The organism is Georgenia sp. H159, assembly GCF_035607575.1.
In the GTDB taxonomy this organism is placed as follows: Bacteria; Actinomycetota; Actinomycetes; order Actinomycetales; family Actinomycetaceae; genus Oceanitalea.
Genome location: NZ_JAYDZY010000011.1, coordinates 1 through 12,662, shown reverse-complemented (window position 1 = coordinate 12,662; position 12,662 = coordinate 1). Strand labels below are relative to the sequence as shown.

Below are 12,662 nucleotides of genomic sequence, written 5' to 3'. Positions count from 1 at the left end.
CGAACAGGGTGCCGGACGGGGAGGATGGACCGATGGAACGCGACGCCTCGGCCCGGGTCCGTCGGGCAATGGACGACGTCGACCGGCGCGGGTTCCTGCCCGAGGACCAGGAGCGCTTCGCCGACGCCGACCAGCCGTTGAGCATCGGTCACGGCGCCACCTGCTCCCAACCCACGACGGTGCGCGAGATGCTCACCCTGCTCGAGGTCGACCCCGGGCAGCGGGTGCTCGACATCGGGGCCGGCTCGGGCTGGACCACGGCGCTCCTGGCGAGCCTCGCCGGCCCGGACGGCGAGGTGGTCGGCGTCGAGCTCGAGCCCGCGCTCGTGGAGTTCGGGCGCACGAACGTCGCGACGTGGGCACCCGGGAGGGACTGCGCGCCCGCGCGGATCGAGCTCGCGCGGCCGGGCGAGCTCGGGCTGCCGGACGCGGCCCCGTTCGACCGGATCCTCGTCTCGGCGGAGTCCAAGCGCCTGCCCGAGGAGCTGGTGGCCCAGCTGGCCGACGGCGGACGGATGGTGATTCCGGTGCGCGGCGCGCTCGTCGTGGCCGACCGGGCCGGCAGCGCGGTCACCACCCGGGCCGTGGGGAGCTTCCGCTTCGTGCCGCTGCGTGAGCCGTCGGCCGAGGCGTAGCCGACGTCCCGGGCTTCGTCGCTCGCGTCAGCGAGACCCGCACCCACGGGGTACGGGCCTCGCCCACGCGCGGTGGTGCGGTGACCACCGGGGCGGTCAGGGGGTGCGACGCACCCCCAGGGTGGTGGCGCCGTCGCCGTCCCAGTCGCCGGCGTGGACCGCATCACCGGCGCGGCCGTACACCAGGACCAGCTCCGCGTACCCACCGGTCAGGGAGTTGTCGACGTGATAGGCCGCACCGCGGCGCACCGCGAAGGTGTCCCGACCGTCCCCGTCCCAGTCGCCGGCCAGCGTGCCGTCCGTCGGCCGGCCGTAGGAGAAGACCACGTCGGCGTCGCCGGCCGCGATGGCGTTCTTCACGTGGTACTGCGCCCCGCGGCGGACCGCCAGGGTGTCCTTGCCGTCGCCGTCCCAGTCACCGACGAGGGCCTCGTCGTCCGCGCGGCCGTACCGGACGACGACGTCGGCGGGACCGGACGCCATCGTGCTGCGGAGGTGGTACTCCGCTCCTCGGCGGACCGCCAGGGTGTCCTTGCCGTCGCCGTCCCAGTCGCCGACCAGGACGGCGTCGCCGGGCCGGCCGTAGGCGATCACCGTGTCGGCCTCCCCGCCACGGGCCGCGTTGTTCACGTAGAACCGGTTGCCGCGGCGCACGGTGATGGTGTCGGTGCCGTCGCCGTCCCAGTCGCCCACGAGCACCTCATCGGTGTGCCGGCCGTACTGGAAGGTGACGTCGGCCCACGCGTCCCAGCCGTTGTTGAGGAAGAACCCGTAGCGCTGCTCCGGCTCCGGCTGGGGCTCCGGCTCGGGCTCCGGCTCGGGCTGCGGGCCGGGGAGCACGGCGAGGGCGGCCGCGGCCTGCCGTAGCAGCGCTGACCGTGCGCCGGCGTCCGCGACGGAGCCCTCGACCTGGGCGACGACGAGCTCGAGCTGCTCGACGGCCTGGTCGAGCTCGCCGTCGTCGGCGTGGAGTGCGGCCCGCTCGGCGAGGGCGGTGAGCCCGGAGGCGACGTCGCCCGGGATCCGCTCCTCGGCGGCGAGGTCGCCCACGAGGTAGGACAGGTCCGAGTACCACGCCTGGTCGGCGGCGACGTTCGCCGGCACGTGGCCCCGCTCGACCGCGCGGGCGGTCGCGGCGGCGACCTGGTCGGCGTAGGCGTCGGCGGTGGGGTAGAGCTCGGTGAGCACGTCCTCGGGCAGCGGGACGGAGCTGCCGTCCAGGAAGCAGAAGCCGGGGCCGGTGTTGACGCCGCTGTTGACCCGCACCGGGACCTCCTGCGCCGCCAGGCGGATGCCGCCCTGGGCGAGGCCGAGCTCGTCGCGGACCACCTCCCCCTCCGCGTCGAGCTCGATCGGGTCCGCCGTCGGCGGCTGGACACCGTGGGCGACCCAGTCGACGGTGTGGTCGTAGACCGCCGCCTGCACCTGGTGCTGGGGCACCCGGGAGAGGGACGGCAGGTCGCACGTCTGCGGGATGTCCGGGTGGCCGCCGGGCAGGGTGCCGATGTCGCGCAGGCGGAGCGGGCCGTAGTCGGTGATGAGCTTCCAGTCCCCGTGGGAGGCACCGGCCACCTCCCAGGTCCGCAGCACGTCGGAGTCCGGCTGGCGCTGGGCCGCGCCGAGGAGGTCGATCGCGACGTCCCCCTCGGAGTTCAGCTTGAACAGGGGTGTGTCGAGGTCCGTGCGCACCGGCCCGCCGCCGCCGTGCAGGACGACTGCGTCGAGCACGTCGGTCAGCGGCTGGACGCTGTTGTAGTACGTGTGCAGGCGGCCCGCGGACTGCGAGTGGCCGGTGGCGATGACGTAGTCCGGGTCGAGCGGACCCAGTGGGTCCGTGCCCGCCGGGTCGCGCAGCGCCTGGACCGCCTGGCTGAACACGTCGAAGGACAGGGTGTCGTCCTCGATGGTGCCGCCGTCGGTGAGGTCCAGCGTGCCGTAGCGCTCCGGGCTCCAGGCGCGCAGACCGGTGCCGGAGTGGACGCCGGCGCGCTGGGCGGAGACCCCGACCCACGTGTAGCCCTCACGCATGAGGTGCTCGTGCGTCTGGAACCAGTCGACCTCCTGGTCCCACTGGTTGGAGACGTTGAGCCACTCGGCGATGACGACGCCGTTGAAGTGGGCCTCCTGCGCCGGGCGGCGGACGACGATGCGCGTGGTGTACGGGTGCCCCGTGCTCGTCACGGTGGCGTCGGTCTGCCCGTCCGCGGCGTAGCGCGTGGCCTCGCCTGACACGAGGAACTCCTCCTCGACGTAGCCGGCGGAGTCCAGGTCGACGTCGGTGGCGAGGAACGGGTAGCCGTGGCTCGGGTCGCCGACCGGGCTGGTGCGGGCCAGCGGCCCGCTGACGGTGGGTGCCGCGACGGTCTCGGTCGACGACGCGAGCCGCTCGGGCCCGGGCGGCGCGGCGAGCGCGGGCGGTCCGAGTACGGCGGGCAACGTGAGGGTGGCCGCGGCGACGAGCGCGGCGAGGGGACGGGCCATGGGATCCTCCGGGATCGACGTCGGCCGGGGAAAGATACGGACGGGACAGAACCTAGAAGCGGGATCAGACCGTGTCAATGGTTCGAATTCGTACAATTGAGTAGGCTGGTTCCATGTCCGATGACGCCACCGCACGCGCCGTCAGCGCCCTGCGCGAGCACGGGCCCATGACACGCGCCGAGCTCGCCCGCCGCACCGGGCTGCCGAAGTCGACCGTCTCGGGCGTGACCGCCGCACTGGTGGCGAGCGGCGCCGTCCACGAGACGGGGACGGCAGAGCCGCTCGGGGCCCGGCGTGCCGGGCCCGGACGTGGGCGGCCGGGGACGCTGCTCGCTCTCGACGCCGGTCGTGGCGAGGTCGTGGGCGTCGAGTTCGGCGCGTCGCACGTCCGGGCGCGGGTCCTCGACGCCGGGCACGGCCGCGGGCCCGGAGCGGTGCGTCGGCTGCCGCTCGCCTTCGGCGCCGCCGACGCCCTGGACGCGACACTCGACCTCGTGCGCGAGCTGACGACGCGGCCGGGTGCGGCGCCGTTGCTCGGCGTCGGCCTCGCGCTCGCGCTCGGCCTGGGGCCGGCGCTCACGCCCCCACCCACCAGGCCGCGGGGCATGCGTCAGGGCTGGGAGGAGCTCGATCTGCCGGCTCGGCTCGCCGACACCCTGGGCGTGCCGGTGACCGCGGACAACGACGCGAACTGCGCGGCTCGCGCGGAGCTGCTGTGGGGTGCGGCGCGCCCGTACGAGGACTTCGTGCTCCTCAAGCTGCACGCCGGTGTCGGCGGCGCGGTGGTCATCGACCGGACGGTGCGGGCCGGCCGCCGCGGAGGTGCCGGGGAGTTCGGGCACGTGCCGGTCGACCCGCGCGGACCGCTGTGCCGCTGCGGGGGCCGAGGGTGCCTGGAGGTGTACGCCGGCGTGCCGGCCGTGCTGGGTGCACTCACCGTCCACCCCGGCGGGCAGCCGACGCCACACGAGGTGCTCGAGGGGGCAGCGGCCGGAGACCCGGCGTGCCGCCGGGCGCTCCGCGACGCGGGGGAGGCGACGGGGCAGGTCGCGGCGTGGCTGTGCAACGCGCTCAACCCGCAGGCGATCGTGCTGACCGGCGCGCTCAGCGGGGCCGGTGAGCTGCTCGCGGGCCCGGTCCGCGACTCAGTGTCCCGCACCGCGCTGCCGCTCAACGCCGACGTCGACGTGGTCGTCGGGGCGTTGGGGCGCGACGCCGGTCCGCTGGGAGCGGCCGCGCAGACCCTGGCGTCGGTCCCGGCCTGACCGAGCGCACCGCTCGACGTCAGTCGTAGACGCCCTCCAGCCACCACCTCCCCGCCTCGAGGGCGAGCAGCCGGGCGACGCCGTCGGACAGCGCGACCTGGAGCCAGGCCCGCCGCCTGCCCTGCGCCCACCACCGCTCACGCATCGGCCACGGACCGGCCCAGCCGACCACCTCCCACCTGTCCTCCTCGTCGACCACCCGCGCCGGCTCCCCGCTCAGCCGGACCCGCCCGTCCACCGACACAGGTGCTCCACCGGCGTCGAGGACGACGACGGCGCGCCGTTCTCCCAGCAGCGTCGCCGGTGCCGGGGTGGGCAGCTGCCCCGGCCAGGGGGCGTCCGGCCGGAGCGCCGGGACGGGGTCGTCCCCCCAGGCCACGAGCCGGACCCGGGTCCGCGGGTCCCGCCCGCCCTGGAGTACCGGGACGAGCACGCCCTCGGCGCCGAGCAGGCCCTGCACCCGCAGGGCCGCCCGTTCGGCCTGCACCTCCCCGCGGCCCCGCCTGCCCCACAGGCCGTCGCTCACCACGCCCGCGGGGCTGATCTCCTGGGCGAGCAGCTCGAGGTGCACGAGCGGGGCGCTGGGCGGCCGAGCGCTACGGCCGGCGAGCCAGCCGTCCAGCTGCCACCGGACGCGGTCGGTGAGGTCCGCGGCGCTGGGCGCCACGTCCAGCCGCCAGGTACGGGCCAGCTCGGTCCCGTCCTCGGTCCGGGCCAGCACCTGGACCCGCCCGCACACGACACCGCGGCGCTGCAGCCGCTCGGCGAGCTCCTCGGCCAGGGCCCGGGCGGCGAAGGCCGCGACGTCGGATCGGGCGGCGGGTGGGTCGAGGTCGGTGCGCACGGTGACGTCCTGCTCCGGGCGGCGGGTGGCCGGGGCGGTGACGTCACCGCCGCGGGCCAGCCGGTGCGCGAGGAGACCGAGGGTGCCGAAGCGTGCGGCGACGTCTCCGGGCGCCAGGCCGGCCAGGGCACCGAGGGTCCGCAGCCCCAGCCGCCGCAGGAGGTCGGTGAGCTCGCCGAGCTCGGCGCGGCGTTCCCGCGTGGTGGCGGCGAGCTCGACCAGCCGCACGTCCTGCGGCGCGAGGAACGCGGCGCCCTGCCCCGGCGGCACGACGACCCCCGCCCGTGCCGCGAGCAGCGCGGCGAGCAGACCGTCGGCCACCCCTACCTGGCACTCGGCGCCGGTGTCCTCGGCGACCACACCGACAAGCAGCTCGGCGAGGGCCTCCTCACCTCCGGCATGGCGCGCCGGGCCCCGCGCGGCCATGAGCAGCACCCCGGGCCGGGCGACCTCCACACCGGCGACGACGTCCTCGACCGCCTGCACCACCGGCTCGAAGGCGCGGGCGTCGCGGTTCTCGTCCATGGCGAGGAGCACGAGCCCGGGGCACAGCCCCTGGGCGGTCCGCCGACGCATCCCGCGGCGCACCCCCTCCGCCCGGGCGGCCGCGGAGCAGACGACGACGCCCCGGGAGTCGTGGACGGCCACCGGTTCGTGGCTCGCCACCGTCCCCTCCGCGACGGCGGCGGCCACCGGCCAGTCCGGCACCCACAGCACCGCGCGACGCAGGGCCGGGACCGACGACGCACCCGCCGAGGTCACCACCGTCGCCGTCATCAGGACACCGCCTGGAGGGGGGACCGCACCGGGTCGACGACGGCAGGCACCGGACCGGCGGGCAGCGGTGCGGCAGGTCCCGGTGCGGCAGGTCCCGCGACCGCCTGGCCGGCGACGACCGGGACGGTGGGTGCGGCGACGGCGGGTGCCGTCCCGGTGGCGCCGAGGCCGGGAGCGTCGTCGTCCAGGGCACCGAGCCCACCCGCGCCGAGGCGTACCCGCACCCGGCCGGCGATCCCGTTGCGTCCACGGCCGTGGACGGTCATCTCCCCGGCCGCCACCCGGCCCCACCCCCGGCCGAGGCCCTCGGTGCGGGTCTCCCCCGCCCGCAGCACGACGTCGGCACCGGGCCAGTGGGCCGTGCTCAGCAGCACCGCCCCTCGGCTACGCAGCCGAGCGGACAGCAGCCGCCGGTCGCGGGCGCTCAGGGCCCGGCAGTCACCGACGGCCAGGACGTCGACGCCGTCGACGAGGGCACCGACCACGGAGGCCGCCTCCGGGCCGGGGCGTGGCACGAGGAGGCTGCGCTCGAGCGACAGCCCGGCATCGGCGGCGGCCTGGAGCCCGATGTCCGGCAGGGCGGCCAGCGCGACCCACCCCTCCCCCTGGGCGGCCGCGAGGAGGGCGAGCAGCAGGGAGGAGGACCCCCCGGCCTGGACCACGCTGCCGCGCCGCAGACCGGCGGGCGGGAAGAAGCCGGCCAGTGCGGCCGGGACGGGAAGGTGGTCGGCGACCGTTCCTCCCACGGCGACCGGACCGGCGGAGCCCTCGACGACCGGCCGCAGCGTGTCGGCCACCGGGCGCGCGCCGTCGTCGTCCAGGTCCCCGACCGGCTCGAGGACCCGGCCGTCGCCGGTCACCGAGCGGCCGGTGCCCGAGCCCGTGTGGCCGGCGACCGGCCCGGCACCCCAGCCCGCGCCGTCGTCGACAAGCCGCACGGGTGCCGCGAGACGGGTCCGCAGCCCGGCCGCCGCCTCGGCCCGTTCCAGGGCACGACGCGCGGTCGCCATGCGCTCCGCCGCGGTCATCTCCACCTCCACATTCTATCGAACTTGTGTTCGATGATGGCACGTGGGTCCGACATCGCCACCCGTCCCCGGCGTGGCCATCGCTGCATGACCCGGTGGGGCGTCGTAGGTTGAAGGGACCCACACCGAGGAGGCCACGATGGACCTGCAGCAACGCCCCGTTGCGCCCGCCCCGTACGACCTGCTCCCGCCCGTGCCGTCCTTCACCGTGACGAGCACCGACATCACCGACGGGCAGCCGCTCGACCCGACGTTCTCCGCGGCGGGCGGCGACGTCTCCCCGCACCTCACGTGGTCGGGGTTCCCGCCGGAGACGCAGAGCTTCCTCGTCAACTGCTTCGACCCCGACGCACCGACGCCGGCCGGCTTCTGGCACTGGACGGTCGTCGACCTGCCCGCCGACCTCACCGAGCTCGAGCAGGGCTGGGGCGAGAGCGACCTCATGCTTCCCGGCGCGGCCTTCCACGTGCGCAACGACGGCGGTGGGCACGCCTACACCGGCGCCGCACCACCCCCGGGCGACCGCCCGCACCGCTACTACTTCGCGGTGCACGCCCTGGACGTCGACACCCTCGAGCTCGACGCCGACGACAGCCCCACCAAGGTCGCGTTCACGGCCGTGTTCCACACGATCGCCCGGGCGGTCATCGCCCCCACCTTCCCGCAGTGAGCGAGCCGACGACGGCGGCCGACGGGTCGCTGCGGTACGGCACCCTCACCTGGGTACCGGCCCTGCAGCGACCCGACCTGCTCGCCGAGCCGGTCCGCGCCGCGCTGGAGTCGCTGCCGTCCGCCGACCGGGTCCACGTCGCCGAGATCGACCCCGAGCACGCCGACACGGCGGCGATGACCGAGGCCTACGAGCTCCCGCCGGAGGCCTCGGTCAACTGCGTGCTCGTCGCCGGCAAGCGTGCGGGCGAGGAGCGCGTGGCCGCCTGCGCGGTGCGGGCGACGACGCGCGCCGACGTCAACTCCACCGTCCGGCGGCTGCTCGACGTGCGCAAGGCGTCGTTCTGGCCGACGGACCGGGCGGTCGAGGCCTCGGACATGGAGTACGGCGGCATCACGCCCGTCGGGCTGCCCCGGGAGTGGCGGGTGCTCGTCGCCGACGACGCCGCCACCGGGTGGGCGATCATCGGCAGCGGGGTGCGCCGCTCGAAGCTCCTCCTGCCCGGGGAGGTGCTCGCGACGCTGCCGGGCGCCGAGGTGGTCGAGGGGCTGGGTCTGCCGGTCGGCTGAGCCAACCCTGCTCCCCCCGCTGGGTCCCACATCCGGTCGCGCAGAAGGCCGACGGTCACCCCGGAGACGTCACTGCGTCCCAGCGACGTGCCGTGGCGAGTTCATCCCTAGCCGAATCGAGTGCTGTGACCGCGTCATCCCCTGCCCGTCGCCCGGTGCCCACGCGCCAGCTGCGCAACGCCCGGTCGGCCACCGGCGCCCTGTTCTTCACCAACGGCGCCATCTTCGCCAACCTGCTGCCGCGCTACCCGAGCGTCAAGGACGGTCTGGACCTCAGCAACACCGAGTTCGGGCTCGTCGTCATCACCTTCCCGGTCGGCGCGATCCTCGCCGGGCTCGGGGCCGCGGCCGCGATCCGCCGCTTCGGCGCCGCGAACGTCGCCGTCGGCGGCACCGTGCTGACGGCGTCGGGCATCATCCTCGCCGGGTGGGCGCCGTCGCTGTGGCTGCTGGTGCTCGGCCTGTTCGTCGCCGGCTCGATGGACTCCATCACCGATGTCGGGCAGAACAGCCACGGCATCGCCGTCCAGCGGGGCTACGGCCGCTCGATCATCAACTCCTTCCACGCGGTGTGGAGCGCCGGGGCCGTCACCGGCGGCCTCATGGGCACCGCTGCCGCCGCGAACTCGCTGCCGCTGGGGATCCACCTGACCATCTCCAGCCTCGTGTGGGTGGCGGTCGCGTTCGTCGCGCACCGCTTCACCCTGCCGGCCGGCATGTCCGTCGGCCCGCCGCTCGTCGAGGAGCACACGGCCGGAGGCGGACCCGCGCGGGCGTGGCTGCGACGGCCCTCGGTGTTCATCGCCGCCCTCGTGCTCATCGCCATGAGCGGCACGATGGTCGAGGACGCCGGCAACACGTGGTCGGCGGTCTTCCTGACCCAGGAGCTCGACGCCGGACCCGCGCTCGCCGGGTTCGGTTTCGTCGCGACCGTCGGAGCCCAGTTCGTCGGCCGGGTCGTCGGGGACCCGATGACCGACCGTCTCGGTCAGCGGACCGTCGCCCGGATCGGGGCCGGCCTCATCGTCGTCGGCATGGGCGTCGTCGTCCTGGGACCGTCGACGGCGGCCGTGATCGCCGGGTTCGCGCTTGCCGGTTTCGGCTCGGCCACCCTGGTGCCCGCCGCGATGAACGCGGCCGACGACATGCCCGGGATGCGGGCGGGCACCGCCCTGACGGTCGTCTCGTGGCTCATGCGCGTGGCCTTCGTCGTGTCGCCGCCGCTGGTCGGAGCGCTGGGTGACGCCTTCGGGCTCCGCGTCGGCCTCGCCGTCGTCCCCGTGCTTGCCCTCGCCACGCTGCTGCTCGCCGGGGTGCTGCGCGGACGGCAGGTGCAGGCGGCCGGGCCGCGGGCCGCGTAGCCGAGTGCCCGAGCGGCCGGGTCCCGCGCCGCCGGGTGGGTGGGCGTGGCTGTCAGGCCGGCGGGATCTGGCGCGTGTCCGACCGGTCGTCGTCCTGCACGAGCGCGGTGAAGATCTGCGCGAACAGCTCCTCGACGCGGCTCTCGACGGCGTCGGCGTCCTTCGTCTGCGCCTTGCGGTCGTGGACCGACATGAGGTCGATGGCGCCGTCGAGCTTGTCCGCCTGCGCGAGCCACCCCTCGGCCCGGGCGACGTCGTCGGGGGTGGTCGCAGCCGACAACGCGCGCTGCGCCTGCGCGCGAAGGACGCCCACCGAGCGCCGCAGGCTCTCCGGCCGCGACCGCGCGGACCTGGCCTTGGCGAACCCGTCGACCACCTTCTGCGCCTGCTTGGCGAGCTCGGGGTTGTCACGCAGCATCGAGGCCACCCGCTTCACCGCCGGGTAGGCCACCGGCCCGAACTTCGCTGCCGCCTTGATGATCGCGGTCACCTTGCCCATGTGCGCTCCTTTCGTTGGCCCGAGGTTACGTCGAGACGCGCGGCTTCCGCGCGGGCGGCGCGCGGAGCCGGCGCCACCACGGGCTAGGAGCCGCCCGCGTAACCGTGCTGCCGCCACGCCTCATAGGTGGCGATCGCCGCGCAGTTGGACAGGTTCATCGACCGGGCGCCGGGCAGCATCGGGATGCGCAGGCGCTCGGTGACCCGCGGGTCGTCGAGCACCTCGTCGGGCAGACCCGTCGGCTCGGTGCCGAACAGCAGGACGTCACCCGGCTCGTACCGCACGTCCGCGAAGGACACCGTGCCACGGCCGGTGAAGGCGAAGATGCGCGCCGGACCGATCGAGTCGAGCGCCGCGTCCAGGTCCTCGTGGACGACGACGCGCGCGAGGTCGTGGTAGTCGAGCCCGGCCCGGCGCAGGTTCGCGTCGCTCAGGTCGAAGCCGAGCGGCTCGACGAGGTGCAGGGTGGCGCCGGTGCACGCCACCATCCTGATGGCGTTGCCGGTGTTGGGCGGGATCTTCGGCTCGTGGAAGACGACGTGGAACACCGCGTCATCCTCGCAGAACCAGTGGGTCTCGGGCCTGTGCCGGGGGGCGTGCCGATCGACGCCAGGTGCCCTGCTCAGGCCGACGGCGACGAGACGGCCCGACGCGCGAACGTCAGGTGCGTGACGCCGCTGGGGGACGAGACGGCCTCGACGTCGTACGCCTCCTCGAGCCCCTCCAGCCCGTCCCAGAGCCGAACACCGCGGCCGAGCACGATGGGCACCTGGACCAGATGCATGTGGTCCACGAGTCCCGCGGCGAGGAAGTCACGCACGACGGTGGGGCCTCCGCCGATCCGGACGTCCTGCCCACCGGCCGCCGCGCCGGCAACCTCGAGCGCGTCGACCGGGGACGCGTCGAGGAAGTGGAACACGGTGCCGCCCTCCATCTCCATCGCAGCGCGCGGGCGGTGGGTGAGCACGAAGGTCGGTGTGTGGAACGGCGGGTTCGGCCCCCACCAGCCCGTCCAGTCCGGATCGTCCTGCCAGCCCGGCGGGCCGAACTTGTTGGCGCCCATGATCTCCGCTCCGACGCCGACGCTGTGGCGCTCGGCGAAGGCGTCGTCGACGCCCGCTGACCCGCGCGCCGCATGGTCCGACGAAGCCCCCGTCGCCCAGAACCGCGTGCGGAACATCCACTCGTGCAGGCGCTCACCCGCATGACCGAAGGGCGCCTCGGCGGACTGTGGCTCGCCGGTCGCGAAACCGTCGAGCGAGATGGAGAGGTTGTGGATCCGGGTGCGCGGCATGTGGCTTCCTCCGTCGGTGCGGCTCGCCTGATGGCCGGGTGTGATGAGGTTGACCCGCGTCGGCCGGCGTTGTCATCGGCCGCCCGGTCCGAACGTGTGGACGGGCGCGTCCCCCGGTGCCCGCCCGAGGATCGAGCACCACCCCGCAGCGCCTCCCCCGCCAGGGGTCAGCGCGCTCGGGTCGCCCAGAAGCCGACGGCGGACGCAGCCGCCACGTTGAGGGAGTCGACGTCACCGCTCATGGGGATCCGCACGACGACGTCGGCCGCGGCGATGGTCCCGCGCCGCAAACCGTCGCCCTCGGTGCCCAGCACGAGGGCCACCTTGGAGTCCGGTGCCGTCACGGCCGCGGTCTCCGCGAACTCGTCGAGGCTCACCGAGTCGGGCGACAGTGCCAGCGCCGCGACGGTGAAGCCGGCCGCGCGCAGCTCGTGCGACCCTGCGGGCCACGCGGTAATGCGTGTCCACGGGACCTGGAACACCGTGCCCATCGACACGCGCACCGAGCGCCGGTACAGCGGGTCGGCGCAGCGGGGCGTGACGAGGACCGCGTCCACGCCCAGACCTGCGGCCGAGCGGAACATCGCCCCGACGTTGGTGTGGTCGACGATGTCCTCGAGCACCGCCACCCGTCGCGCGCCTGCCCCGTCGCGCGCCCGGGCGAGCACGTCGGCCACGGGCTCCAGCGCGGGCCGGTGCATGGCGGCGAGGGCGCCACGGTGCAGGTGGAACCCGGTGATCTCCCGTAGGACCGGCTCCTCCGCGACGAAGACGGGAACGTCCGGTCCGCCGTCGTCGTCGCCACCACAGCCCGAGGCGATGACGGGAGCCATGCCGGCCAGCCACTTCTCGGCCATGAGGAACGAGCGTGGCCGGTGCCCCGCGGCGATCGCCCGCGTGATGACGTTGGTGCTCTCGGCCATGTACAGGCCGCGCTCGGTCTCCAGGCGACGGCGCAGCGCGACGTCGGTGAGGCTCGTGTAGTCGGCGAGTCGTTCGTCGGTGGGGTCGGTGATGCGGATCAGCGGCACCGCCCCATTGTGCCGTCGCCGCCGTCGGTGGCTCGCCGCCCGAGGGGAGGCGCCGCACACAGTCCGGCGCTCGGCGACGGTTGGGGGGATGACCGCGCCGCAACAACTCCGCTCTCGGCGACGGTTGGGGAGATGACCGCGCCGCAACAACTCCGCTCTCGGCGACGGTTGGGGAGATGACCGCGCCGCAACAACTCCGCTCTCGGCG

The 12,662-nt window shown here is 75.0% G+C and carries 12 protein-coding genes; 5 read left to right on the top strand and 7 right to left on the bottom strand.

Going from position 1 to position 12,662, the window contains the following annotated elements; all coding sequences use genetic code 11:
- The first annotated feature begins 32 nt into the window (after positions 1 to 32).
- Positions 33 to 635 carry a protein-L-isoaspartate O-methyltransferase family protein gene (locus VR894_RS14800; protein WP_324652752.1) on the top strand — a complete coding sequence of 201 codons (603 nt, stop codon included), beginning with the start codon at positions 33 to 35 and terminating at the stop codon, positions 633 to 635.
- A gap of 96 nt (positions 636 to 731) precedes the next feature.
- On the opposite strand, the gene VR894_RS14795 is transcribed toward VR894_RS14800, so the two are convergent.
- Positions 732 to 3,116, bottom strand: a complete 2,385-nt coding sequence (locus tag VR894_RS14795; protein ID WP_324652750.1) for an alpha/beta hydrolase domain-containing protein — start codon at positions 3,114 to 3,116, stop codon at positions 732 to 734.
- Positions 3,117 to 3,229: 113 nt separating this feature from the next.
- Here VR894_RS14795 and VR894_RS14790 point away from each other — a divergent pair, with 113 nt between their 5' ends.
- Entirely contained in the window at positions 3,230 to 4,381 is a 1,152-nt protein-coding gene (locus VR894_RS14790) for an ROK family transcriptional regulator (protein ID WP_324652749.1), read from the top strand.
- A 19-nt stretch (positions 4,382 to 4,400) separates the two neighbouring features.
- Here VR894_RS14790 and VR894_RS14785 read toward each other — a convergent pair whose 3' ends face one another.
- Positions 4,401 to 6,002 (bottom strand): DNA polymerase Y family protein, encoded by a 1,602-nt coding sequence (locus tag VR894_RS14785; RefSeq protein ID WP_324652748.1) that lies wholly within the window; start codon positions 6,000 to 6,002, stop codon positions 4,401 to 4,403.
- Complete coding sequence (locus VR894_RS14780; RefSeq protein ID WP_324652746.1) at positions 6,002 to 7,036, bottom strand: hypothetical protein; 1,035 nt, start codon at positions 7,034 to 7,036, stop codon at positions 6,002 to 6,004. Before VR894_RS14780 ends, VR894_RS14785 begins: the two co-directional genes overlap by 1 nt.
- A 133-nt stretch (positions 7,037 to 7,169) precedes the next feature.
- Here VR894_RS14780 and VR894_RS14775 point away from each other — a divergent pair, with 133 nt between their 5' ends.
- From VR894_RS14775 to VR894_RS14765, 3 genes are all read left to right on the top strand, one after another.
- A complete protein-coding gene (locus tag VR894_RS14775) occupies positions 7,170 to 7,700 on the top strand; it encodes a YbhB/YbcL family Raf kinase inhibitor-like protein (RefSeq protein ID WP_324652744.1) in 531 nt (176 codons plus the stop codon).
- Positions 7,697 to 8,269 (top strand): YbaK/EbsC family protein, encoded by a 573-nt coding sequence (locus VR894_RS14770; protein WP_324652743.1) that lies wholly within the window; start codon positions 7,697 to 7,699, stop codon positions 8,267 to 8,269. The genes VR894_RS14775 and VR894_RS14770 overlap by 4 nt, the downstream gene beginning before the upstream one ends.
- A gap of 155 nt (positions 8,270 to 8,424) precedes the next feature.
- A complete protein-coding gene (locus tag VR894_RS14765; protein ID WP_324652742.1) occupies positions 8,425 to 9,630 on the top strand; it encodes an MFS transporter in 1,206 nt (401 codons plus the stop codon).
- A gap of 52 nt (positions 9,631 to 9,682) precedes the next feature.
- On the opposite strand, the gene VR894_RS14760 is transcribed toward VR894_RS14765, so the two are convergent.
- The 4 genes from VR894_RS14760 to VR894_RS14745 all read right to left on the bottom strand — a co-directional run bounded on the left by VR894_RS14760 (position 9,683) and on the right by VR894_RS14745 (position 12,454).
- The gene (locus VR894_RS14760) at positions 9,683 to 10,129 is read right to left on the bottom strand and encodes a hypothetical protein (RefSeq protein WP_324652740.1); all 447 of its coding nucleotides are present in this window, start codon (positions 10,127 to 10,129) and stop codon (positions 9,683 to 9,685) included.
- Between the two features lie 83 nt (positions 10,130 to 10,212).
- Positions 10,213 to 10,677 carry a tRNA (cytidine(34)-2'-O)-methyltransferase gene (locus VR894_RS14755; protein WP_324652739.1) on the bottom strand — a complete coding sequence of 155 codons (465 nt, stop codon included), beginning with the start codon at positions 10,675 to 10,677 and terminating at the stop codon, positions 10,213 to 10,215.
- 74 nt (positions 10,678 to 10,751) lie between these two features.
- Positions 10,752 to 11,423 (bottom strand): dihydrofolate reductase family protein, encoded by a 672-nt coding sequence (locus tag VR894_RS14750; protein WP_324652738.1) that lies wholly within the window; start codon positions 11,421 to 11,423, stop codon positions 10,752 to 10,754.
- 167 nt (positions 11,424 to 11,590) lie between these two features.
- A complete protein-coding gene (locus VR894_RS14745) occupies positions 11,591 to 12,454 on the bottom strand; it encodes an RNA methyltransferase (protein WP_324652737.1) in 864 nt (287 codons plus the stop codon).
- Between the last annotated feature and the right edge of the window lie 208 nt (positions 12,455 to 12,662).

Bases quoted from the DNA above. Each gene is read 5' to 3' on its own strand.
- VR894_RS14750 (WP_324652738.1), bottom strand. From the start codon at position 11,423: ATGCCGCGCACCCGGATCCACAACCTCTCCATCTCGCTCGACGGTTTC.
- VR894_RS14760 (WP_324652740.1), bottom strand. From the start codon at position 10,129: ATGGGCAAGGTGACCGCGATCATCAAGGCGGCAGCGAAGTTCGGGCCG.
- VR894_RS14785 (WP_324652748.1), bottom strand. From the start codon at position 6,002: ATGACGGCGACGGTGGTGACCTCGGCGGGTGCGTCGTCGGTCCCGGCC.
- VR894_RS14775 (WP_324652744.1), top strand. From the start codon at position 7,170: ATGGACCTGCAGCAACGCCCCGTTGCGCCCGCCCCGTACGACCTGCTC.
- VR894_RS14795 (WP_324652750.1), bottom strand. From the start codon at position 3,116: ATGGCCCGTCCCCTCGCCGCGCTCGTCGCCGCGGCCACCCTCACGTTG.
- VR894_RS14790 (WP_324652749.1), top strand. From the start codon at position 3,230: ATGTCCGATGACGCCACCGCACGCGCCGTCAGCGCCCTGCGCGAGCAC.
- VR894_RS14800 (WP_324652752.1), top strand. From the start codon at position 33: ATGGAACGCGACGCCTCGGCCCGGGTCCGTCGGGCAATGGACGACGTC.